Genomic DNA, 23315 nt, shown 5'->3' with positions numbered 1-23315 from the left:
GTATATGGATGAATTGCAAGTTTGGCTAGATAAAATGGAGGATTATCGTTTACCAAGATTTGATGAACTGCCTGAATTGGACTTATATCGTGATCAACTGTTGACGCTAGTTGATAAGTATATCGGTCCTGTTTGGTTGGAAGATGGTCCAGTTGTTACAACTTCAATGGTTAATAACTATGTGAAAAATGGTCTGATGCCACATCCAGAAAAGAAACGTTACACTCGTGAACATTTAGCTTATTTGATTGCTATTACTTTCTTGAAACAGGTCGTTTCAATTAGTGAGATTCAAGAAGGTCTAGACGTTCAAACCAAACTAAATGGTGGGATTGCCAAAGCCTACGACTTTTTCTGTGAGAAACAGGAATTGGCCTTAAAGATGTTGAATCATCGAGAAGAGGGGCAGGTACTGTCTGAAAAGAATCAGTCAGCAGCCTATTTGCTAGTCGAAATGGTAACAATCGCCTTTGCCACAAAATTAATTACTAAAAAAATATTGATGATTGAAACACATAATTTAGACGAAAAGAGTTAATTAAAATGGAAAAGATTGCTGTATTGGTAGATTCCTGCTGTGATTTGCCAAAAGAATATCTCGATAAAACTGGTATCTATGAATTACCAATGCAAATTGCTTACCATGATAAGACTTACCGTGATCGGATAGAAATTTCCGCCGAAGAGGTTTATCAAAATTTACCGATTGAAATTCCTAAAACGTCCTTACCATCAGGTGATTCAATTCAAACAACGCTTGATCAGATTGCGGCAGATGGTTATGACCATATTGTCTCAATTTCGGTTTCTTCAAGTTTAAGTGGAACGTTTAATTTTTTGAAGGTTTTTCTTGATGAAGATGATCGCTTTAAGTCAGCTTATTTTGATACGAAACAAGTAGCTGTGGCGGCAGGATTAATCGCTGTCGGTGCTAAAAATATGATTGACGACGGTAAAGACTTTGCCGATGTTACAGCTAAAGTTGCTGAAATGATAACTAATACGATTGTGTACTTCTGCATTCCTACGTTGACTTACTTACGTGCAGGTGGTCGAATTAGCGCAACTGCTGCAGCCGTCGGTGGCATGTTAAAGTTAGCACCAATCATTACATGTAAAGCCGATGGATCATATACGATTGCCGCTAAAGCGCGTGGTATGAAAAAAGGTCAAAAGATGATGTTGGGTTTTGCTCAAGACTTCTTGGGTGATGACAAGGATTATCTTTTGGCAGTCGGACATGGAGCTGATGAAGCTGGTGGGCAAAAGATGCTTGATTTACTACATGCTAACGATATCCATGGTCAACAAGAATTCTTAGGTCAAGTTGGACCAGCCCTTGGCGTTCATACTGGACCAGGTTTAGTTGGTATCGGAATGGTTAAAATTTAAAAAATAGAATTTGGAATAAAACATAGATTTTTCCATTTAAGAAAAAAGACTTCAGTAATCCAAAATTGGGTTCTTTCTGAAGTTTGGTTAGCTGCCGCCTCTGGGTGCAAGAAATGTTGGCGCTGTGGGGACCGGTTCGAGCCGAAAAGCGGTCTCGAACCTCGATTTTGAACTTCGCAAAGTGCGCGAATTTCAAAACTCGTCCCGTGGTGTAATGGCTGAAGCCATAACGCCACCTGCACTGCAGCCAACATTTCTTGCACCCAGAGACTAATATATTTGTTATTTTTTATATGATGTAACTAACTAATTCGATAAACAAGTGCTATATTATTCGAGATTTAACATAATAAAAAGGCTAGATATTTTTTGTATACCAAAAAAATATCTAGCCTTTTTATATTCGATTCTATAACCAAAGTTGAGAAGGAATCAAAATCGGATTGCTGGCGACATTTTCCTTAATGTTAGAAAGCTAAACCTGTTTTGCCCCACTTTCTATCCTTTGATTTCATTTTTCCACAACTTCACGTCAGCCTTTTTATTAGTTAACTCTTTTTTGATAATCAATTCCCGACCTAGTTGTTCCGGATGATTGATCACTTCAGTTAATTCTAATTCTAGCTGAGCAATTTCAATATTTATCGTTTTGATTCTTAGTTCTAGTAGTTGATTTATAGTGGATTGTTGTTGGGTTCCTAGAAAGTGTAACCGTAAAATGAAATTGTCATTATCTAGCGTTGTACTTTCTGATGATAATGGTAGGATTAGCCAATCTTTGAAAAAACTTTGTCCTTGATTGGTTAGCTGATAGGTTTTTCGACGACTATTTTTGGGATCAGTTTTAAGGAGATTAATTTGGTTATCTTTAAGCATCCGATTCAACTCGGGATAGATTTGACTAAATGGGGCTGTCCAAAATTCGGCTTTTTCTTTATCAAAAGTTTGTTTGATATCGTAGCCAGTCATTGGTCGACGAGTAAGTAGGCCTAGAATCATGTATTGCAATGTGTTAGAACGTGCCATAAAAAGCTCCTTTACAATTTTTTACTATGTATTAAACTATATATATTAATATATAGTATTGAGGAAAATTATGAAACAAGTTAAAAATAAAAACCTAACAATGATCTTGCTAGGTATTGGGATTGTGATTTTTATGTCTACTCTCGATAGTAGCATTGTTACCGTGGCGCTACCAGTGTTGAGTCGGGCACTTCATACCAATATGAGTTTAGTCAATTGGGTCGTTACTTTATATTTGATAGTAATGAGTAGTACTTTGATGATTTTTGGAAAACTTGGTGATAAATATGGAAAAATCAGATTTTTCAAATGGGGAACAGCTATATTTGTTATTAGTTCAATGCTCTGTGCCTTATCACTAAACTGGCTGTCACTAATATTAGCTCGAAGTTTGCAGGCAATTGGTGCAGCAATGACAATGGCAACTTCAAATGGGATTATTGTCGAGGGTTTTCCAGATAATCGCCGTGGTCAAGCCTTGGGATGGATGGGGTCGTTCGTTTCACTAGGTGGAATTATTGGACCCAGTCTTGGTGGAATATTATTGAATTTCTTTCCATGGCATATTATCTTTTGGTTGAATGTCCCAGTGGGAGCAATTGCAATTTATCTTTTAGTAAAATATCTTCCTAGTAAATTGGATAAAACTTTTGTCAGCGATGGCTTTGATTTGGCGGGATCAATTTTATTATTAGTTGGTTTCACCAGTATGTTTATCGGAATTCTTTTGAGCCAACAGTGGGGCTGGGCCGATTGGCGGATTCTTAGTTTAACGCTGGTTGGATTGATTTTATTAATAATCTTATATCGTTATGAGTCAAAACAAAAAGAACCAATTTTACCAGTTTCGTTATTCAAAAATAAATGGTTTACGATGCAGTTATTAGCCTGTTTTATGGTCTTCATCGTTGATTTCTTTTTCGATGTTTTAGCGCCATTTTATTTACAAAATGCACGTGAATTTAGTCCATTATTTAGCGGCTTTTTCTTGTTGATTTTTCCAGTGGTTCAATTATTTATTGCACCGATGTCAGGTTCATTGGCAGATCGTCACGATCCGTTTAAGATTACTTTAGTTGGCTTGGCAATAATTAGTTTCGGACAAATTTTCTATGTCTTTAGTGGACTACATAATCCCGTTTGGATTTTTGCGATTGGAGCCGCTTTGGCAGGATTAGGAAATGGGTTATTCCATTCTCCAAATAATGTTTTAGTTATGAGTAATGTTGCTGCCAAAGATTATGGCTCTGCAGGTAGTGTCTACAGTTTAGCCAGAACGGTGGGAATGGTCGTTGGTTCAGCCTTATCAACGACGTTATTGTTTGGCTCGATGTCGATTCTAAATGGAAGTCGTGTTAAATCATACACACCTAATAATCCACAGTTGTTTATTGATGGAATGCACCTTACCTTTGGATTATCTTGTTTAATTAGTGTGGCTTTATTATTGGGTATTTTCTTGTGGCATCGTAAAGCTAAAAGAATGCAAAATTAAAAAGAGTGGGACAAAACATGTTCAGCTTTCGAGCATTAAGGCAAACAGCCCCAGTAATCCGATTTTGGATTGCTGGGGCTGTTTGTTTTAAGCGGAAAAAGCTATGTTTTGTTCCACGTTTATGCTGCATATTTAAAGATAATAATAGTTTTGTCCCAAACTCTTTTTTTTAGTTAATTTGTTTATTTTTCATGTTGGCAACTACGTAATATAAAATAGCAGTGATTAACATTGCTGGGAAAGTGGCACCAACGGTATTGACGATGAAATCGAGTTTATTTAGTCCGAGGTAACTAATAACCCCAATAGCCCAAGTGGCAATGGCTATTAAATTGACCCCTTTGGTGTACCAGTAGCTACCATTAACTTTTGAAAATTGAGAAACTTCGTAATCCTTGCGTTTGATAAAGAAGAAATCAACTAGGAAAATGGCAATCTCTGGTCCCAAGAACATTCCGATACCGTCGAGAAATGTCTCAAAGGTTGTTAAGAAACTGGCGATATAGACAGGAATAAATGTCATAACGGTTGCGACTAACGTAACGATCCATAAGGCTGGCGTTAGTTTAAGACGGTGGAAGATATTGGTTAGAGCGGAACCGGCGGCCATTAAGTTAACCGCATTAGCAGTTGTACTTGTGATAACGATAACTAGCATTGCTAAAATACCTAAGCCTAACTTAGCAGCGATTGTACTAGGGTCGGCGTTGTTAGGATCAAATTTATTGATGGTAATAGCTGTTGCGATAGTGGCGATCAAACCAATAAAGGCAAACCAGAACAAACCGATATTTGCTCCTAAAAATGAAGCAGTTGTGGCAGCGTGTTTATCTTTTGTAAAACGACTGAAGTCAGCTGCGGCCGTGACCCAAGCTAGGTTAAAAGCGGCTAAGATATCAACGATTTTACCACTGGGCAGTTGAAACTTTGCGGCGGGTTGATATTTAACGATATCGTGAAAAGGGACTGTCTTCAAAACAACGATAGATTCCCAAGTAACTAAAATAATAACTAGAATAATTCCAAAACGTTCGATCCATTTAACTGATTTTTCACCTAATGAAATAGAAATTAGATGTAGAATGGACATAACGACAATACCAATAATAATGCTGAATTGGTTGTGGAAGGATGAATTGTCCCAACCGAGAAGATCTTTTAGAATAAAGCTGATTGATGTTGCAGCGATAAAAGTATTGATTGCTGCCCAACCGATGAATTGGACAACATTGACGATTGAAGGGATGATAGAGCCTTTAACGCCGAAAGATGGTCGAGTTAACACCATAGCTGGGAGTCCTGTTTTATAGCCCATATATGATGCTAATCCTAATAGAATATAAGAAAGTGAACCAACAACTACCAACAGTGTAGATGCTTTGATTAGACCAACAGCTGCGATAACACCACCGATATACCATGTTCCGTTGTTAGCGTTGGCTCCGATCCAAGTAGCGAACATATCCCATTTGGACATGGCCCGCTGGTCGGATGTGGTTGCTTGAATGTGTTCTTTTGTTGCCATATTTTTTACCCCCATATTGTCTTGTGAGCAGTAAAAAAGGGGGACTGCTAAAATGAGCAGGCCCCTCAATTTTCAAAATTTACCGCTCTTTTGTCAGCCTCGCTGGACTGCCCTTAAAAAGATCTATATTGCTGTAAGTCTAATTGAGAAATTTGGCATTGTCAATACAGAAATTGTATACTATATCAAAAATAAAAGGAGTGTATCGCGATGTTATTACAACAAGTCAGAATTGAGAATCAACCTGCTCAAGATATCAGAATCGAAGACGGTAAGTTTACTGAAATTGCTGAACACCTAACGCCTAAAGATGGTGAAGAAGTAATTGCTGGTCATGAAAAATTGGTTTTACCACCATTCGTTGATCCTCATGTGCACTTGGATAGTACTTTGACAGCAGGCCAACCTGAGTGGAATGAAAATGGTACGTTGTTTGATGGAATTCGCATTTGGTCTGAACGTAAAAAGGATTTAACCTATCAAGACGTTAAAAAACGGGCTATTTTGGCTTTGAAGATGCAAGCTAGTCATGGTATTCAGTTTGTCCGCTCACATGTTGACGTGACTGATCCGAGTTTGAAGGCCTTGAAGGCTTTGATTGATGTTCGTGAAACAGTTAAAGACTGGATGACATTGCAGATTGTTGCTTTTCCACAAGAAGGAATCCTTTCATATCCACACGGAAAAGAATTAATGGAAAAAGCTGTTGATTTGGGTGTAGATGTTGTTGGAGCTATTCCACATTTTGAATTTAATCGAGAATATTCAGTAGAATCGTTGCACTTTGCTTTTGACTTGGCACAAAAAAATGACTTGTTGTTTGATGCACACTGTGATGAAATTGATGATCCCAGTTCACGTAGCTTAGAAACACTAGCTACCTTAGCTTATGAAAGTGGTCTAGGTGATCGTGTAACGGCGTCACACACTACCGCAATGGGATCGTATAACGATGCTTATATGTATAAATTGATGCGCTTGTTGAAGATGTCTAATATGAACTTTATTTCTAATCCCTTGGTCAATATGTACTTGGGTGGCCGTTTTGATACATATCCTAAACGTCGTGGCTTAACAAGAGTCAAAGAACTTAACGAAAATGGTATCAATGTGGCTTTTGGTGAAGATGATATTAAGGACCCATGGTATCCAATGGGTAACGGTAATATGTATGATGTTTTGGCAGAAGGTCTACACGCTACGCAAATGATGGGACATCAAGAAATTATGGATTCGTACAAATTCATTACAACCAACAGTGCTAGAGTTATGCATGTCCAAAATCAGTATGGAATTGAAGTAGGTAAACCAGCCAACTTTGTTATGCTCAATGCCCATAATTTCTATGATGCTTTGAACAAACGTGCTGAAGTATTGTTGTCCGTTCATAACGGTGAGGTTATCGGTAAAACCAAGCCAGCTGAAACTGAATTATATATTTAGTACTTGTGATGCTAGTTGATTTTTAATTATGGAATCGAAATAACTTTTGAAATTTAAAGTCAAAGGATAAATATATGATATTAGAAAGACCCAGCGTTATTAATTTGAAAAAATTGCAGTCGGAATTAGATGGTATCGTTAATCGCCCCGATATGGATGAATTATCTGAATTAATTAAGATGTATCAACTTTATCAAGCTGGTCAAAAAGAAATTAGTACCAAACTAGAAAATTTGGATTCTGAATTTCAAGTTAATTATGATTATAATCCGATTCATCATATGGAATCGCGGATGAAAGAAATGCAAAGCTTGTTACAAAAGGCTGAACGCAAGGGCTATGATCTTACGACAAAGGCTATTGAAGATAATATATACGATATAGCTGGTATTCGAGTGATTACGAATTACATTGATGATATTTACAATGTTGAAAAATTGTTAGTTGATCAAACTGATGTGACACTATTAAAACGCAAGGATTACATTAAGAATCCTAAAGATAGTGGCTATCGTAGTTTGCATATTGTCGTTAAGGTTCCGGTCTTTCAAGCCACTGGTCCGATTGATGTACCTGTTGAAATTCAAATTAGAACCGTCGGTATGGATATGTGGGCTAGTTTAGAACATAAATTACGTTATAAGACGGATGCAAATCCTGAACTAGTCAGTAAATATGGTGACCGTTTGAAGGGTTATGCGGAAGAATTGGAACAAATTGAACGTGGTATGCAAGGAATTCATAAAGAATTGATTTAATACAAAAAGAGTAGAGAGCGGGACAAAATATAGTCAGCTTTCTAGCATTAAGTAAAACAAGGCCCGTAATCCGATTTTGGATTGCGGGCCTTGTTTGGTTTAAGTGGAATAACTAGGTTTAAAATGTATGTCTTAATAATATGATGCTCGTGCTAAACTGCTTGTTCTTGATTGTTGCTTAAGAGCCAGTCTTCTTTAGTCAGTTCGTAAGCCATGACTTTGCGAACTTCACCTGTGTGTGGTGAAGGGAAAGTTCCAATTGAACCTAAATCATGCATGCCCATTTTGCTCATAACTTTGCCAGAACGTGGATTACTGCTTGCATAGTGGGCTTCGATACGTTTGAAATTCAAGGCGTTGAAGCCATAAGCCATCATACCAATGCCAACTTCGGCCACATAACCTTTGCCCCAAGCACTTTGAGCTAAAGCGTAAGTCAAAATGCCAGTCGTATCTTCAGGATGGAATTCATAGAAACCGATCAACTTATGTTCATCTTTTGTTTCGATTCCAAATGTATAAGCCGTATTTAAAAAGTGGCTTTCAAAAATCGCAGTGAAATTAGTTGGCGTTTTGACGTCACGATAGCGTGTGTATCGAACGACTTTTGGATCCAACAAAATCGCTTTTAATTCATCATGGTCCGTCATTTTGATCGGACGAATGATTAATCTCTCTGTTATAATTTGACGCATCCTTTTTTTCTCCAAATATTAAATTAGAATTTGAATATAAACTATTATTCCAATACTGTAAACAAATTTATTTCGGAGACAGTGTTTTAAAAGCTAAAGTGTCCGTGCAAAGGTTGATATGCCGCCCATTAGCGCAAAAGAATTGGCCTTAAATTTCGGCCTGGAAACTCGTCTCGTAGTTAGTAAATCTAGTCGCTAGAAGTTGGTTAAATAATAAGTTAGAAAGTTAGACTTTGAATTGCAAACGATACAGAGTGATAAATACTTTTATTTAGCGAATTCGTACGTTTTGACGTGAGTTTTTAAACCGCAGGTACAATTAGTCAAAAGAAAAATAATGGGGCTTATATCGTATTAAATTTTACTCATAATTATAGTAGAAATACTCGTGGTGCTAGTTGATTTTTTGATTATAGAATTGGAATAATTTTCAAATTCAAAAGATTCAGAACATACTACATATCCAGTAATTTTAGTCATTGATTCAAAAACAAACAATGAACTAGCCGGAAAGAGCAAGAAATTAGGTCGCTGTGCAGGTGGCGTTAGCACTTTAGTGCTTACACCACGGGACGACTTTTGAAACTCGCGATTTGTGCGAGGTTCAAAATCGAGACAAAAGACCTTGGCTTTTGTCGGTCCCCACAGCGACCTAATTTCTTGCTCTTGGAGGTGGCATCTTTAATTTTTCGGTTCTCAGTTAAGAATATGAGAATATATCTAAAATTAAAAACTAACGAATTATCATAACTTTGAAATGGCATATTTAAAAATTAAAAAAATTTATAATTGCTAAATTACTATGGAATAACTATCATGACAGTAGTTAAGTAACAATTTTTAAAAAATATAAAAATCAAATCGTTGACAGATGTATAAACATATTATAAACTTTACCGCGTCAAGTAGGCTTAAATTAATTTAAAATCGAGGAGTTCTGACTAAATGAAGGAATGGAAAAAAGAAACTGTGTATCAAATTTATCCACGCAGTTTCCAAGATTCAAATGGAGATGGGATTGGTGATATTAATGGAATTATATCGCGTCTAGATTATTTACAAGAATTAGGCATTGGGTTGATTTGGTTAACGCCAATGTATCGTTCCCCAGGAAATGACAATGGCTATGATATAGCAGATTATTATCAAATTGACCCTGTTTTTGGTACTATGGATGACTTCGAGAGGATGTTACAGGAAGCTCATAAACGTGGTATCAAAATTATTATGGATATGGTTTTGAACCATACCTCAAATGAGAATCGTTGGTTTCAAGAAGCCTTGAAGTCAAAAGATAATCCTTATCATGACTATTATATTTGGCGCGACCCAGTGGACGGTCATGAACCAAATAATTGGGTTTCCAAATTTAGCGGTAGTGCTTGGAAATTTGTACCATCATTAGGTCAATATTATTTGCACTTATATGATGTTACAATGCCCGACTTGAATTGGCGTAATGAGAAATTACGTTATGAAATTTTTAAGATGCTCACATACTGGGCTAACAAAGGTATCGATGGATTCCGTTTGGATGTTATCAATAACATTTCTAAAGATAAGAACCTTCCTAACGATACTTTTAAAACACCATTAGATGATGGACGTAATTTCTATACTAATGGACCACACGTACACGAATATATTCATGAAATGTATGAGAAAGTCTTTGGACCTAATAAGTTTGTGACTGTTGGGGAACTTTCGTCGACACCTATTTCTGAAGCTGTTAAGTATACTAATCCTAAGCGCCAAGAACTTTCTATGGCTTTCACTTTCCATCATGTGAAGGTTGACTATACTGACGGTAATAAGTGGACTTTGGGTCACTACAAATTGACTGACTTGACGAAGATATTGAGTGATTGGCAAGTCAAAATGAATCGCCAAGGTGGTTGGAATGCACTCTTTTGGAACAATCATGACCAGCCACGAGCTATTTCTCGTTTTACGGATGATGACAAATATCGTGATCAATCGGCCAAGCTTTTAGCAATGGTCGAATTTGGCTTGCAAGGGACACCGTATATTTATCAAGGCGATGAAATTGCAATGAAAAATGCGTATTTTACGGATATCAGCCAATATCAGGATCATGAATCTATCAACGCCTACAACGAATTGATGAAAAACGGTGTTGATGAAAAATTAGCAATTAAAATTTTACAACAAAAATCACGTGAGAATTCTCGGTTGCCTATGCAGTGGGATTCTAGTAAATATCACGGCTTCACTACTGGTCAACCATGGTTAAAACCATTGCATCATGATGACTATTCTGTTGAAAAAGTCTTAAAAATGAAAAATAATGTCTTTAATTTCTATCGTGCATTGATTTTCTTGCGTAAAAATAAGGTATTATTAACAGATGGGGCATATAAATTACTAAATGCCGAAGATAATAGTGTTTATAGCTATGAAAGATTTAATGACAAGGGTAAAATTTTAATAATGGCTAATTTTACTGCAGAAACTCAAACGCGAGAAATTGCTGATGGCTTCGACTTATTGTTGGGGAATTATGAGGACGTAGAAATGAGCAATAAAACGGTAACTTTACGGCCATACGAATCTGTAATGTTAGAAAATAAGTAATACTGTGAGGGGTATTGCTATTTATTTTCATTAGAGGGTAATTTAATAAATTGCAGGACTAATTGAGGAGACAATATGCCAAAGAACTTATATTCAGATATATACCATATTTTAAAAGGCGAGATTGATAGTAATGTTTATCCGCCAAAATCAATTTTGCCAGGTGAAGAAGATTTGTCATCACGTTTTAGTGTGACTAGAAATACAATTCGTCGGGCTTTAAAAAAATTACAAGCTGACGGTTTAGTTTATACGGTAAAAGGCCGTGGTGTAGTGGTTTTGGAACCAATTGTCGACAACCGAGTGATTTTCTCAGCTGCCAACCATTTCGGATTTCAAGATTTAATGAGTTTTCCCCAAAATAAATTCATCAAACAATTAACTACTAAAGTGCTCGAATTTAAAGAAGTTCAAATTGATGAAGAACTATCAAAACATACTTCATTTACCCTGGGTGATACAGCTTACTATGTTGAGCGATTACGGATGGTCAATGGACAAGCTATGGCGATTGATGCTAGTTATTTCAGAAAAGACAGCGTACCTAATTTGTCACTCGCTGATGCTGAAGGTTCGATATATCAATATATTCGCGACGAAAATCTTTTTAAGATAGCTGCTGCACGATCCATTGCATCAGTTGAAACTGCCACTGAAAAAGAATTTAAAAATTTGAATCTTGGGGATGCTAATTGTGTCGGTGTATTGAAAAAGTACGTCTATACTGACTTAGGTAACCTCTTTGAATGTACAGAGACTAAATATATTCCTAACCATTATTCATTAGTTGGATTCGAGTCGTATTAAGGGGTTCCGCCTCCAGGAACAAGAAATTTAGGTCGCTATGGGGACCGGTCGGAGCCAAGGTCTCCAACCTCGATTTTGATCCTTGCATAAACCGTGCAAGTCTCAAAAGTCGTCCCGTGGTGTAATGGCTAAAGCCATAACGCCACTTTCACAGCGACCTAAATTTCTTGTTCCTTCCGGCTAGTTTATTCGTTGTTTGGAATTTTTAGTAAAAACATCAAACTTGAGATTATGGGTTCTTTCTCAAGTTTGTTTTTAGAATTGAATATAAAAGAAGGCTAGATATTTTTCTTGATATAAATCCAGAAAAATATCTAGCCTTTTTTTCTGTGTTCAATTTCGAATAATGCGGTACTTTTTTATCGAATTAGTTAGTTAAATTATACTAAAAAACAACAAATACATTAGTCTCTGGGTGCAAGAAATGTTGGCAACAGTGCAGGTGGTGTTATGGCTTCAGCCATAACACCACGGGACGAATTTTGAAATTCGCGTACTTTGCGAAGTTCAAAATCGAGACGAAAGACCTTGGCTTTCGTCGGTCCCCACAGCGCCAACATTTCTTGCACCCAGAGACGGCAAATACCCAATCCCCAAAAAATATTAAAACTTAATGATTTGATTAAATATGAAGTTATCAGGAATAAAGTGTGATTCGGTATACTCGAATTGCTTTCCGTCATCATTAAAAGCAAAACTGATCATGTTTCCGACACAATTGTTGATACCTAAGTTTAAATTTTCGTAATCGACTTGTTCAGCATGTTCGATTCTTAATTGACGCTTGACGACAGCAATTTTCATTTCCAAATTATCTTTAATATAGGAATAGATTGAGCCTTTAGCAATTTCAGGTGTTATATTTGGAACAATTTGAGCATTAAAATAATTAATATCTAGGACTGCATTTTTATTGTTGATACGACGAACACGTTTAATCGCGTAGACGGGAATGCCTACAGCAAATGAAGTTTTGTGACTGAGCTTTTCATCGACGATTATTTGTTGAAAATCAGCGATAATTGTTGTTCTTTTTACATCTTCAGAGTTATTCAACGTGTGCAAACTGTCAATTTCCTTAAGACTTAAATTGATTTCTTGAGTTTGGGGCGTGTGTTCCAAAACGACGACGCCTTTTCCTTTTACGCTGTATACGAGACCTTCATCCGACAATTGCTTGATAGCCTTACGGATAGCGTAGCGACTAACATTAAATTCGTCAATTAATGATTCTTCTGTAGGTAAGCGCATCTTGATATTGTATTTTCCATTAATGACACGTGATTTAAGTTCCTGATAAATATTTTTGTTAGTAGTTTCAGCCATATTTAGCGCTCCAATAAATTGTTTGTATATACTATTTAATAATATATTATATTGAAAATGATTTAAACATAATAATTGGAAGTTGTTAATAAAATTAATAAAAATATATTCCATTCTCATAAATATTACAAAAAAACTAAGAATATTTAGACCATTTTTTTACGAATTAGCTGATCTTTGATATATTGGGCAATAATTTTTCCACCTGTAACTGAGAAATGAACGTGGTCTCCACAGTCAAATTCAGGCTTAAGCTGGTTATTTTCAGATGTCAGATTAGCAAGATCAATAACGTGTGGTAATTGTCGTAATTCAGAATTAATAGCTTGACGTAGACTTTCCTTTTCGTAATTCCATCCAGCAATATTGTCGTTACTATTGCCTTCAGCGGGAGTAATAGTCATTGGTACAAACTTTGCATCGTGTTGACGGCATTTTTCTTTGAGAATACGAATGGCGGTAACAATTGCCTTAGCAGTCGGTAATTCGGTGATAGGTGAGCCTGTTCCGGGATGTAGCAAGTCATTAATACCCTCCATGAAGATGACAATATTAGGTTGATAATCGGCTAGCATGTGATCAAAACGTGTGAATCCGGCTTCTCCAAAACTGTCAGACCAAGGTGAGGTACTATGGCCAGGTCGCAAGAGACGATTCCCGGCTATACCATAGTTTGCAGTCATGATTTGAAAATCCTTTTCTAAGTCCTTTGATAAAGGAGCTGAAAAATTGCCCTGATTAGTTAAAGAATCACCAAAGAATGCAATTTTTTTGTAAGTTTGAGCAGTATTAATTTGGATACCAGAGACACCGAAAAAATATTTGGGAATCGCGGTATCAGTTAAATCAGTTTCAATCAGGTTATTCGAAATCGTCATTCCAACTGAATGAATAGTTTGATTGGGGGAGCTGATATCGATATTTAAAAAAGAATTCTCAGGTATATCAAAATCAATCCAGTCTGACCATTCAATCAACCGAGCTTCGACTTGAAAATCTATGTTCCCATCTAAGGTCACGGTTTTCTTATCTTGTGGATCAATGTAAATTTCCAGTTTTGAAATTTGTAAGGGAATTTCATCGTACAAATTGTTTAATTGTAAACGAATTCGCTTAGTCGCCAGTGGTTGGAATATTTTTAGATGCTGGTGTCCGGTGGGATTGATGTTGTTAATATTTTGGTAGTTTGTAAAAGTGTGTTGCCAAGTGGTAGTTGTTATCATAATTAGTCCCCCTTTGGAATGGAAAGGCTTTTCATAGTCATCATAACATGTTTAAACATTTAAAAGGCGTTATAGTTAAATTATTTAATTTTTTTTGTAAAAAAATGAAGACTGGTATAGAACTATTTTCAGGTCAAAAACATAGTCCTCTAAATAAATAGACCCGTAATCCAAAAGCAGCAGATTACGGACCTATTTGTTTGTTTTAATGATTCAAAGCCGGCCATCAATTAATTTGTAGTAGCGGGTGCAGCATTCAATGTCCAAGTAACAACAGCGTTCATATTTTTGGCTGAGGTTTTGGTATTGTCAGCAGTATTAGGAATTTCTAGACTAGCTGAATCTGGTGTATTGAAGGTTGCTTTAATTAATCCGCCATTGTATGAGCCCTTTGTTAAGTTCATAACTGGTGCGGAATTACCAGTTACACTGCTTACAGAAATTTTGTCAGTTTTGAGTGGTGTTGCTGAATTGGAAACGTTATTGTTTTCTTCATTAACTAGAGGCATTGGATTCAAATGTAAGATAGCATCAAGTGTTGAGCCACCGTCAGTGTTAGTAGGATTCAATTTTCCAATTGCGGCAGAAAGAGTAAATCCGGGCATATCTTTTAAGTTATTACGTGAATCGATAACTGAAAGTGTACCGTCAGTATTACCATCACGACCGGCAGTTGCGTCACTTGTGTTAGTACCATCGTCAACTGTAAAACCATCGGTATTAACAACGTTACTCTTTAATTTACCGATTGATCCAACGGTCATTGTGCCGAAGTTAAAATCGGGAACAGCTTCCAATGTCAAAATACCTGAAAGTACTGTGACACTAACAGTTGATGTAGCTGGGGAGCCGTCTGCTTTAGTAGTTGTTGTATTAGAGCTAGTATCAGTACTTGCTGCCTCAGTAGTTGGAGTTGTATTAGCAGAGTAGGAAATAGCAAGAGAATCAGTGGTGTTATTGACTTTAATAGCTTCATTATTAGTAGTAGCTTTAGCTGTAGTTAAGGGTGTGAGGGACATACTAAGGCTTGTTAGTACTAATAAGCGTACGATGTTTTTAAAGATTTTCATCAGATGTCCCCCTAACTTTATTTATTAGTAGATCCATACGGACCCGCTCCATAATTAGAGTTTAGCAAAATATTCTTTACAGATTGTATCGTAATTTATAAATGATTTTTATCTAAACTGAAATAAGTCTACTGTATCTATGTTTATAAAAGGTTTGGCCGATATTCAAAAAATATGTTTATAATGTTAAAAATGCCACCGATTATTTTCTAATAAATAAGTAACGAACATATTTTTTTAAAACATTTGATATGTAATGATTAAGTTGACTAGCTCAAAAATATAGAAAAAGAGGGCCTGAGTGTCAAAGCAAACAAGACTAGTAATCCGATTTCGGATTGCTAGTCTTGTTTGGTTAAGATAAAAAATTATGTTTTGTTCCACATTTAAAGAAAGAAATAGTTATGTAACAGCTCTCTTGTTTGCTAGTAAATTGACCGGAGAAAGGGTGTTTTATCCCAGACTCATTTTTATAATCTTCTATTATATTAGTTATGTTGAATATTTTTATAAAAAATAAGCGATAAAGTATCGGTCAATGTAAGCGTATTATCTTACAAAAATGTCACATGAGACTAACACTTTGGTCATTGTAAACAAGAGTTATTTACTTTTAAATTACGACGTTCAATAATAAAACACGGTAATAGGAAATAGATTCTTATTCCGATACAGGCTGTGTTTGTCAAACGTTAGAATGACAATCGCAAGCTACAATGCGTATAGTTTGAAAATTGACGAATAAATTTTTATAATGTACTTGTTTAAACAAATATCGCCTGAGCCAGCGGACTTACTGCTTTTCTCTAAAAAAGGCAAAATATTTTTACGAAATATGCCGATTAGTATGGTGCAAATTTTTATTATAATGTTTATACAGGTGATATAGAAATAACTATATTTGATTATTTTGATTCATTTTTCGGTTTGACACCATTTGTTGAGAATGGTTATATTAATTTCCGCATAAGTAAATTCTTTCAGTGAGGTGTAGATTATGAAAAATAATTTGCTGACATTCTTGAAGAAACCAGTAACAGTTTTTATTCTTAAAACTGTTGTATTTTTCGCTATTTTCTTAGTGCTCTTATATATCTATGGATATAACGGTGTTGGAAGCGCCAAATTTATTTATAACGAATTTTAGCAGGAAGAAGGGAAAAATATATGAATAAAATCATTGAAAAAATCACCACTACTGCATTGCAATCACCTGAAAAAGTATGTTACGAGAACGGTAATGAAACACATACGTATCAAGAATTGCTACAAAAATCGGATCGTGTGGCTAGTTTCTTACAAAATCAATTTTTACCTGCTAAGAGCCCAGTGATTATCTTCGGTGGACAACAATTTGAAATGTTAGTAATGTTCTTGGGCGCAATTAAGGCTGGACATGCTTACATTCCAGTAGATGATGGTTCTGATCCATCACGTGTTATTCAAATTAATTCAGTTGCTAAACCAGCGTTGATTTTAAACTGGAGTGACATCACAGACTTTGGAGTAGAAACACCTCAAGTCACAAAGGCTGAGTTAGAACAAATCTTTACTTCAGATAATAATATTTACGATAGCAATCGCAGCGTTGGGCCTGATGACAACTTCTATATCATCTTTACATCAGGTACAACCGGAACACCAAAGGGTGTTCAAATCAGTACAAATAATATTTTGGATTTCTCAGATTGGGCTGAAAAGGAGTTCAACTATTCAGATCAAATGAATATGTTACTTCAAGCACCTTTCTCATTTGACTTATCAGTTTTCGATGTCTATCCAGGCTTGATGAGCGGTGCAACGCTTAATGTTGTTGATAAAGATACAACTAAGAATTTTGGTAAGCTGCAAGAAGCTATCGTTAATTCAGATTTCAATACCTGGGTTTCAACCCCATCATTCTTTGAAATGTGCCTTTTGTTCAGAGGATTTGATGCTGAACATATGCCACACTTGAACAAATTTATTTTCTGTGGTGAGGAGTTAACACATGCCACAGCTAAAAAGTTGTTGAAGAAGTTCCCAGATGCTGAACTTTACAACACTTATGGTCCAACTGAAAACACAGTTGCCATTACTTCAATCAAAATTGATCAAGAATCCTTAGATACTTATGATCGACTACCAATTGGTTACTTGAAGGGCAATATGGAGCACATGATCAACGGCGAAATTGATGAAACAACTGGCCGTTTAACTGGTGAATTATTAGTCAGTGGTCCAGATGTTTCTAAGGGTTATTTGAATAATCCTACGCAAACAGCTAAAGCCTTTGAAGAAATTGATGGCAAAATCTTTTACCACACTGGCGATATGATCAGTGAAGGTGATGATGGATTGTTGTTCTATCACGGTAGAACTGATTTCCAAATTAAGATGCACGGTTATAGAATCGAACTAGAAGAAGTTGATTCAATGCTTGGTAACCTTAAACAAATCAAGCAATCATGTACCGTTCCTTTATATAACAACAAAAAACAAGTCAGCAAGATGATTGCTTGCATTGTGCTTGAGAATGAATTTAATGACGATGACGAGAAAGATTTAACAGCAGATATTAAAGATTCACTTAAAGAAACAACAATGGAATATATGATTCCAAATGTGTTGAAGTTCGTAAAGCAATTACCAATTAGTAAAAATGGAAAAATTGATAGAAAGACTTTGATAGGCGAAATTAATGGATAACATTACACCTTACAGCAGTCCGCATTACTTTATCTATCTACTTCTACTTTTATTACCAATAATCATCGGATTATGGTTTGGTAAACGCTTTAAAGCTTATGACTTCTTCGCAACAGTTGTTATCTTGATTACCGCTTTCTTTGGTGGAAATATGACACAGGGGATTTCACTATTGTGTTACGTCCTGTACGAAATGCTTTTAGTTTTCATCTTCTTGTCGTATCGCAAGAAACATAATAATTTCTGGATCTTTACTATGTTCGTTATTTTGGCCATTGTGCCATTAGTCTTCGTCAAACTGGATCCATTGCTTAAGAATCAAACGATTTCGCTCTTTGGTTTCATGGGTATCAGTTATTTAACATTTAAGTCAGTTGAAATTATCATGGAAATTCGTGATGGTGTGATTAAAAAAATTACACCATATGAATTTGGGAGATTCTTACTATTCTTCCCAACTATTACTTCCGGACCAATTGACCGTTTCAGACGTTTCCAAAAAGATGTGGATAAAGTTCCTAGTCGTGAAGAGTATGTTGAACTTTTACACAGCGGTGTTGATAAGTTGATGAAGGGACTCCTTTACAAGTTTATTATCGGTTACTTCTTTGGAACGTTATTACTACCAAAAGTTCAAATTTTGGCTATGTCATACAGATATCAAGCTCCACTAGGATTGTCTTGGTGGGTTCTAGCTTACATGTATGTTTATAGTATGTATCTGTTCTTTGACTTTGCTGGTTACTCACTCTTTGCGGTCGCAATCAGTAACTTTATGGGTATCAAGACTCCAATGAACTTCAATGCGCCATTCAAGTCCAAGAATATTAAAGATTTCTGGAACAGATGGCACATGACACTATCATTCTGGTTCCGTGATTTTATCTACATGCGTTTGATGTTCACAATTATCAAGCACAAGTGGATCAAGAATCGTGTCACGATTGCCAACCTTGGTTATGTGGCATTGTTCCTTATCATGGGATTCTGGCACGGTGAGACTTGGTACTACATTGTTTATGGTATTTTCCACGCCATTGCAATGATCACCAACGATGCTTGGCTACGGTATAAGAAGAAACACCGCGAAAGCATTCCAAGCAACAAATTTACACATGCATTTGCCGTCTTCTTGACGTTTAATATTGTATGTTTCAGTTTCTTAATCTTCTCAGGATTTTTAAATACACTATGGTTTAGTTAGGAGAATTTATTATGGATGAAATTAAAACAAAGATTGTTGATATTCTAAAAGATGTAACAGGTTTGGATGATGCTGGTCAAGATGCAGATCAAGACTTATTCAAAGACGGTGTTCTAGATTCAATGGCAACTGTAGAAGTTTTAGTTAACTTACAAGACGAGTTTGATATTACGGTCCCAGTTTCAGAATTCGACCGTTCACAATGGTCAACAGTTAACAAAATTGCTCAACAAGTACAAGAATTGGAATAGATTATGAAAAAAAAGTTATGGATGATTTTTGGACCTGTTATAGTTGCTATTGCCGCTTTGTTAATCCTTCTCTGGGCTCCAATCAACTTTAAAACCGTTACACCACAAAAAGTTAGACAAGCTGCTACTTCGTTGGATGTTCGGGTCTTAAAAGGTGAAAGCGTTAAGAATGCTGCTGAGAAGGAAAACTATATCCCTATTATTGGTTCATCGGAACTTTCTAGAATGGATCCGTTCCATCCATCTTCCATGGCGCAAAAATATCATTGGAAGAATAAGCCATTTTTGCAAGGTAATCCCGGAACGGCTTCATTGACACAGGCAATGAATGTCGGAGGGATGACTAACTTGAAGGGGAATAAGGCCGTCTTTATCATTTCCCCACAATGGTTTACTAAATCCGGTGTACCATCTGATGCATTTAAATATTTCTTGTCACCATTACAATTGACCGGTTTTATTTTAAATTCAAGCAATGGAGATAAAGCAATGAATAAATACATTGCTAATCGAATGCTTGATTTGGATGTTGATAAAGGACCGATTGAAGATGGTGCTTTGAAACGAATCTCTGAAGGTAAGGAAATTACTAGCTTCCAACGTTTCTATATTAAAAACTTTGCTCGTTCTAGTTTGCAGAGCCAAGATGATTTGTTTGGTTCAATTTCCATGAATGACCATGAAAAAGCAATTGATCGTGCAGCTAGTCAATTACCCGATAAGTATGATTACAAAGATTTAAATAAACTAGCTACTAAATTAGCAGCTAAGCACTCAAGTGATAATGATTTGCAAATCGGAAATTCCTTTTATAAGAAGGAATTGAAAAAGAGAATCGTTAGATATAAGAATGCGCACCGTCATGTAACATATACTCATTCACCTGAATACAATGACTTCCAAGCTTTGTTATATATGTTTGCACAAAACAAGACCGAAGTAATGTTCGTTATCCAACCGGTTAACCCACATTGGGTCAAGTATACTGGGATGCCAATGAGTACGATTACTAACTTTGATACAAAAATCAAATATCAATTAAGATCACAAGGTTTCAACAATATTGTGGACCTATCACATGTTAAGAATCCAAACTATATCGCCGAAGATACTATTCACATGGGTTGGCGTGGTTGGTTGATGCTTGACCATCACCTAAAGGGCTTCTATAAGGATAAGAAAGCAAATCCTAAAGATACTCAATATAAGATGGATAGCTACTTCTTAACTGATACTTGGGCTAACAATACGAAATTTTCAAACAATAAATAATTAAAAGCTGACGATTTTTATCGTCAGCTTTTTTGTGTATAGCTAAAGGTTAAGCATGATGTGGAGATGGTATTAGTCCGCCGGAAGGGCCCAGAAAATTAGGTCGCTGTGGGGACCGATTGGAGCCAAGGTCTCCAATCTCGATTTTGAACTTCGCAAGGTGCGCGAATTTCAAAAGTCGTCCCGTGGTGTAAGGGATAAATCCCTAACGCCACCTTCACGGCGACCTAATTTTCTGGGCCCTTCCGGCTAGGTTATTTTTTGTTTTGAATAAATAGTTGGTAAATGGAAGTATTACATTTTAAAGCACATCAATAACTCCCAGAGTCTTAAGGTTTAAAGTATATTTTGATTTAGCTAAGAACTAAAGAACGCATTGTATTAGTCAAATGTGTCAAGCGCTTCGGGCCACTATGAGTTAGCAATTTGTCTAAGAATTAAGGTATATTTTGAATAAATGAATAGCTTACATATATTAACGTTATCTTTTTATATATAAAATAATTATATGGACAATTTCAAATAAATATCTTATGATGAAATCATTAAAATATCGTTGGATATTTTTTTACATATGTATGTGAAAAAATTAACATGTGAGGAGAATTCTGATGGATCAAAAACAAACAAGTAAAGAAATCCTTTTAAGAATGGTCAAGTCGTTTACTGAAAATGAAGTGGCTCCGTATGATATGGAAATTGATCATACGCGTTCTTATGTCAATGATCTCTTGAACAAGATCAAGCAATATGATTTTCTAAGTACAATGTTGCCTGAAGAGTACGGTGGAGCTGGATTTGATGGTGAAACTACTGCTGCAATGATCAATGAAATCGCGCGTGGTAATGCTAGTTTAGGTGTTACTCTTGAAGGTCACTTCAAATCGGTTGATCAGATTGTGAAGTATGGTAATCAAGCTTTAAAAGATGAGTATCTTCCACAAGCTAAATCACGAATCATAGCTTTTTCTATGACTGAACCAAGTGGAGGTTCCAATCCTTTAGGAATAACCTCACATGCTGAAAAGAAGGGCGATAAGTGGATCATCAATGGTGATAAAATCATGATCACTAATGGTGGATTGGCTGAAATATATTGTGTCTTAGTGAAGACTGCTCCGGAAGAATTATCATTCTTTGTCGTTGATAAAGATATGGAAGGTTTCGAATATGGTAAACAAGAAAACTTCCTTGGCTTGACAGGTGTACCCGTTGGCGAAATCGTCATGAATAATATAGAAGTTGATGAAAATCATCTCTTAGGTAAAGTTGGTATGGGAAAGGAAATTGGTGATAGCGCCCATAATGATGCTCGTGTGCTCATGGGAGCAGTTTTGACCGGAATTATGGAACATGAATTAGATATTGTCACTGATTATGCAACTCATCGTAAGGCAATCGATACGCCGATTATTCAGATGCAAGGTATTCAAAGAAAAGTAGCTGATATTGCTGTTGCCAAAGAAACAACCAAATTGCTTTATCAAAAAGCTGCTTGGTTAAAAGATCATGGTCAAGATTATGAAGAAGAAGCTGCTATGGCTAAGGCTTATGGAAGTCGTAGTGCGGTTAAATCTGGAGATGATGCCTTACAGATTTTAGGTGGCTATGGATACAGTCTTGATTATCCAGTTGAACATTTAATTAGAGATGCTAGAGCTATGGAAATAGCTGAAGGAACCGTAGAAAAGATGCGGACAGCCATTGCACTCATTGAAGCAAAGAATCGGGCCTAGGAGGAAAATTATGAAAATAGTTGTTTGTATTAAGCAAGTACCAGAAACTACGAATGTCAAAATTGATGAAAAAACGAAAAATATCGATCGTCGTGGTCTAGGTGGCGTAATAAATTCATATGACCTTCACGCTTTAGAGACCGCTTTAGAAATCAAACGAAATGTTGGTGGAGAAGTAATTACTTTAACTATGGGACCTGATGATTTTGCTGTGTCATTACGTGAAACTTTAGCTTTGGGTGCTGATAGTTCAGTTCTTTTATCTGACCGTGCCTTTGCTGGAGCCGATACTTTGGCCACTGGTTACGTCTTGGGTAAAGCCATTAAAAAGATTGGTGATGTCGATTTAGTTATTTTAGGACAACAATCAGTTGATGCCGATACGGGACAAGTGGGACCAATTATGGCCGAGCTATTGCAGGTACCACAAGTCACATATGCTAATGAAGTAACTGCTCAAGATAATAAATTAGTGATCAAACGTAATTTAGATAATGTTGCTCAAGAAATCACAGCTCAATTGCCACTACTATTGACTGTTACAGATACGATCAATCAACCTAAATATACTAATGTCGTTGAAATTACCAAGAGCTTTGCTAAACCAATCACAACTTGGCATGCTAGTGATTTACAACTAGATAGTGAGCGTGTTGGGCAAGCCGGTTCACCAACGATTGTTCGTTCAATTTCATCTCCAGAAAAAACCGCCAAGGTTGGTCATAAGTTGGCCGATGATCCAATGGAGGCAGCTAAAGAATTAGTAACAGCTTTGAAAAAACAAAATATGTTAGCGGAGGAAGATTAGG

The 23315-nt window shown here is 36.2% G+C and carries 20 protein-coding genes; 14 read left to right on the top strand and 6 right to left on the bottom strand.

Features of this window, described 5'->3' with window-relative positions; genetic code table 11:
- The first annotated feature begins 4 nt into the window (after window positions 1–4).
- Both D1B17_RS10825 and D1B17_RS10820 read left to right on the top strand, forming a co-directional pair.
- On the top strand, window positions 5–538 hold the full coding sequence (locus tag D1B17_RS10825; RefSeq protein ID WP_120141716.1) for a DUF1836 domain-containing protein: 534 nt from the start codon (window positions 5–7) through the stop codon (window positions 536–538).
- A gap of 5 nt (window positions 539–543) precedes the next feature.
- A complete protein-coding gene (locus tag D1B17_RS10820; protein ID WP_120141717.1) occupies window positions 544–1392 on the top strand; it encodes a DegV family protein in 849 nt (282 codons plus the stop codon).
- 498 nt (window positions 1393–1890) lie between these two features.
- Here the strand turns inward: D1B17_RS10820 and D1B17_RS10815 are convergent, their stop codons facing one another.
- Window positions 1891–2418 (bottom strand): PadR family transcriptional regulator, encoded by a 528-nt coding sequence (locus D1B17_RS10815; RefSeq protein WP_120141719.1) that lies wholly within the window; start codon window positions 2416–2418, stop codon window positions 1891–1893.
- A gap of 70 nt (window positions 2419–2488) precedes the next feature.
- Here D1B17_RS10815 and D1B17_RS10810 point away from each other — a divergent pair, with 70 nt between their 5' ends.
- Window positions 2489–3913 (top strand): MFS transporter, encoded by a 1425-nt coding sequence (locus D1B17_RS10810; protein WP_120141720.1) that lies wholly within the window; start codon window positions 2489–2491, stop codon window positions 3911–3913.
- A gap of 169 nt (window positions 3914–4082) precedes the next feature.
- Here the strand turns inward: D1B17_RS10810 and D1B17_RS10805 are convergent, their stop codons facing one another.
- Entirely contained in the window at window positions 4083–5438 is a 1356-nt protein-coding gene (locus D1B17_RS10805; RefSeq protein WP_120141721.1) for a cytosine permease, read from the bottom strand.
- Between the two features lie 210 nt (window positions 5439–5648).
- On the opposite strand from D1B17_RS10805, the gene codA reads away from it, so the two are divergent.
- Both codA and D1B17_RS10795 read left to right on the top strand, forming a co-directional pair.
- Entirely contained in the window at window positions 5649–6881 is a 1233-nt protein-coding gene (codA, locus tag D1B17_RS10800) for a cytosine deaminase (protein WP_120141722.1), read from the top strand.
- Between the two features lie 74 nt (window positions 6882–6955).
- A complete protein-coding gene (locus D1B17_RS10795; protein ID WP_120141723.1) occupies window positions 6956–7639 on the top strand; it encodes a GTP pyrophosphokinase in 684 nt (227 codons plus the stop codon).
- Between the two features lie 152 nt (window positions 7640–7791).
- On the opposite strand, the gene D1B17_RS10790 is transcribed toward D1B17_RS10795, so the two are convergent.
- Entirely contained in the window at window positions 7792–8334 is a 543-nt protein-coding gene (locus D1B17_RS10790) for a GNAT family N-acetyltransferase (protein ID WP_120141724.1), read from the bottom strand.
- A gap of 945 nt (window positions 8335–9279) precedes the next feature.
- Here D1B17_RS10790 and D1B17_RS10785 point away from each other — a divergent pair.
- Both D1B17_RS10785 and D1B17_RS10780 read left to right on the top strand, forming a co-directional pair.
- On the top strand, window positions 9280–10929 hold the full coding sequence (locus tag D1B17_RS10785) for an alpha,alpha-phosphotrehalase (RefSeq protein WP_120141725.1): 1650 nt from the start codon (window positions 9280–9282) through the stop codon (window positions 10927–10929).
- Between the two features lie 75 nt (window positions 10930–11004).
- The gene (locus D1B17_RS10780) at window positions 11005–11736 is read left to right on the top strand and encodes a GntR family transcriptional regulator (RefSeq protein ID WP_120141726.1); all 732 of its coding nucleotides are present in this window, start codon (window positions 11005–11007) and stop codon (window positions 11734–11736) included.
- Between the two features lie 603 nt (window positions 11737–12339).
- Here the strand turns inward: D1B17_RS10780 and D1B17_RS10775 are convergent.
- The 3 genes from D1B17_RS10775 to D1B17_RS10765 all read right to left on the bottom strand — a co-directional run bounded on the left by D1B17_RS10775 (window position 12340) and on the right by D1B17_RS10765 (window position 15355).
- Entirely contained in the window at window positions 12340–13062 is a 723-nt protein-coding gene (locus D1B17_RS10775; protein WP_120141727.1) for a GntR family transcriptional regulator, read from the bottom strand.
- Between the two features lie 146 nt (window positions 13063–13208).
- Complete coding sequence (locus D1B17_RS10770) at window positions 13209–14285, bottom strand: SGNH/GDSL hydrolase family protein (protein WP_120141728.1); 1077 nt, start codon at window positions 14283–14285, stop codon at window positions 13209–13211.
- A 230-nt stretch (window positions 14286–14515) separates the two neighbouring features.
- A complete protein-coding gene (locus D1B17_RS10765) occupies window positions 14516–15355 on the bottom strand; it encodes a hypothetical protein (RefSeq protein ID WP_120141729.1) in 840 nt (279 codons plus the stop codon).
- Window positions 15356–16352: 997 nt separating this feature from the next.
- Between D1B17_RS10765 and D1B17_RS10760 the strand changes: the two genes are divergently transcribed.
- The 7 genes from D1B17_RS10760 to D1B17_RS10730 all read left to right on the top strand — a co-directional run bounded on the left by D1B17_RS10760 (window position 16353) and on the right by D1B17_RS10730 (window position 23314).
- Entirely contained in the window at window positions 16353–16502 is a 150-nt protein-coding gene (locus D1B17_RS10760; RefSeq protein ID WP_120141730.1) for a teichoic acid D-Ala incorporation-associated protein DltX, read from the top strand.
- A 20-nt stretch (window positions 16503–16522) separates the two neighbouring features.
- Window positions 16523–18043 (top strand): D-alanine--poly(phosphoribitol) ligase subunit DltA, encoded by a 1521-nt coding sequence (gene dltA / locus D1B17_RS10755; protein WP_120141731.1) that lies wholly within the window; start codon window positions 16523–16525, stop codon window positions 18041–18043.
- The gene (gene dltB / locus D1B17_RS10750; protein WP_120141732.1) at window positions 18036–19247 is read left to right on the top strand and encodes a D-alanyl-lipoteichoic acid biosynthesis protein DltB; all 1212 of its coding nucleotides are present in this window, start codon (window positions 18036–18038) and stop codon (window positions 19245–19247) included. Before dltA ends, dltB begins: the two co-directional genes overlap by 8 nt.
- 11 nt (window positions 19248–19258) lie before the next feature.
- Window positions 19259–19498, top strand: a complete 240-nt coding sequence (gene dltC / locus D1B17_RS10745) for a D-alanine--poly(phosphoribitol) ligase subunit DltC (protein ID WP_120141733.1) — start codon at window positions 19259–19261, stop codon at window positions 19496–19498.
- 3 nt (window positions 19499–19501) lie between these two features.
- On the top strand, window positions 19502–20770 hold the full coding sequence (gene dltD, locus D1B17_RS10740; protein ID WP_120141734.1) for a D-alanyl-lipoteichoic acid biosynthesis protein DltD: 1269 nt from the start codon (window positions 19502–19504) through the stop codon (window positions 20768–20770).
- Between the two features lie 611 nt (window positions 20771–21381).
- Complete coding sequence (locus tag D1B17_RS10735) at window positions 21382–22506, top strand: acyl-CoA dehydrogenase family protein (protein WP_120141735.1); 1125 nt, start codon at window positions 21382–21384, stop codon at window positions 22504–22506.
- 10 nt (window positions 22507–22516) lie between these two features.
- Window positions 22517–23314: an electron transfer flavoprotein subunit beta/FixA family protein gene (locus tag D1B17_RS10730; protein WP_120141736.1), complete on the top strand. Its 798-nt coding sequence runs from the start codon at window positions 22517–22519 to the stop codon at window positions 23312–23314.
- Window position 23315 lies beyond the last annotated feature (1 nt).

The organism is Companilactobacillus zhachilii (genome assembly GCF_003606365.2).
GTDB lineage: Bacteria > Bacillota > Bacilli > Lactobacillales > Lactobacillaceae > Companilactobacillus > Companilactobacillus zhachilii.
Note: the sequence above shows the minus strand (reverse complement) of the source record. Positions and strands in the feature narration are given on the sequence as shown.

What these genes read in the sequence shown, in the direction of transcription:
- D1B17_RS10825 (WP_120141716.1), top strand. Translation starts at nt 5, where the DNA reads ATGGATGAATTGCAAGTTTGGCTAGATAAAATGGAGGATTATCGTTTA.
- D1B17_RS10820 (WP_120141717.1), top strand. Translation starts at nt 544, where the DNA reads ATGGAAAAGATTGCTGTATTGGTAGATTCCTGCTGTGATTTGCCAAAA.
- D1B17_RS10815 (WP_120141719.1), bottom strand. Translation starts at nt 2,418, where the DNA reads ATGGCACGTTCTAACACATTGCAATACATGATTCTAGGCCTACTTACT.
- D1B17_RS10810 (WP_120141720.1), top strand. Translation starts at nt 2,489, where the DNA reads ATGAAACAAGTTAAAAATAAAAACCTAACAATGATCTTGCTAGGTATT.
- D1B17_RS10805 (WP_120141721.1), bottom strand. Translation starts at nt 5,438, where the DNA reads ATGGCAACAAAAGAACACATTCAAGCAACCACATCCGACCAGCGGGCC.
- codA (WP_120141722.1), top strand. Translation starts at nt 5,649, where the DNA reads ATGTTATTACAACAAGTCAGAATTGAGAATCAACCTGCTCAAGATATC.
- D1B17_RS10795 (WP_120141723.1), top strand. Translation starts at nt 6,956, where the DNA reads ATGATATTAGAAAGACCCAGCGTTATTAATTTGAAAAAATTGCAGTCG.
- D1B17_RS10790 (WP_120141724.1), bottom strand. Translation starts at nt 8,334, where the DNA reads ATGCGTCAAATTATAACAGAGAGATTAATCATTCGTCCGATCAAAATG.
- D1B17_RS10785 (WP_120141725.1), top strand. Translation starts at nt 9,280, where the DNA reads ATGAAGGAATGGAAAAAAGAAACTGTGTATCAAATTTATCCACGCAGT.
- D1B17_RS10780 (WP_120141726.1), top strand. Translation starts at nt 11,005, where the DNA reads ATGCCAAAGAACTTATATTCAGATATATACCATATTTTAAAAGGCGAG.
- D1B17_RS10775 (WP_120141727.1), bottom strand. Translation starts at nt 13,062, where the DNA reads ATGGCTGAAACTACTAACAAAAATATTTATCAGGAACTTAAATCACGT.
- D1B17_RS10770 (WP_120141728.1), bottom strand. Translation starts at nt 14,285, where the DNA reads ATGATAACAACTACCACTTGGCAACACACTTTTACAAACTACCAAAAT.
- D1B17_RS10765 (WP_120141729.1), bottom strand. Translation starts at nt 15,355, where the DNA reads ATGAAAATCTTTAAAAACATCGTACGCTTATTAGTACTAACAAGCCTT.
- D1B17_RS10760 (WP_120141730.1), top strand. Translation starts at nt 16,353, where the DNA reads ATGAAAAATAATTTGCTGACATTCTTGAAGAAACCAGTAACAGTTTTT.
- dltA (WP_120141731.1), top strand. Translation starts at nt 16,523, where the DNA reads ATGAATAAAATCATTGAAAAAATCACCACTACTGCATTGCAATCACCT.
- dltB (WP_120141732.1), top strand. Translation starts at nt 18,036, where the DNA reads ATGGATAACATTACACCTTACAGCAGTCCGCATTACTTTATCTATCTA.
- dltC (WP_120141733.1), top strand. Translation starts at nt 19,259, where the DNA reads ATGGATGAAATTAAAACAAAGATTGTTGATATTCTAAAAGATGTAACA.
- dltD (WP_120141734.1), top strand. Translation starts at nt 19,502, where the DNA reads ATGAAAAAAAAGTTATGGATGATTTTTGGACCTGTTATAGTTGCTATT.
- D1B17_RS10735 (WP_120141735.1), top strand. Translation starts at nt 21,382, where the DNA reads ATGGATCAAAAACAAACAAGTAAAGAAATCCTTTTAAGAATGGTCAAG.
- D1B17_RS10730 (WP_120141736.1), top strand. Translation starts at nt 22,517, where the DNA reads ATGAAAATAGTTGTTTGTATTAAGCAAGTACCAGAAACTACGAATGTC.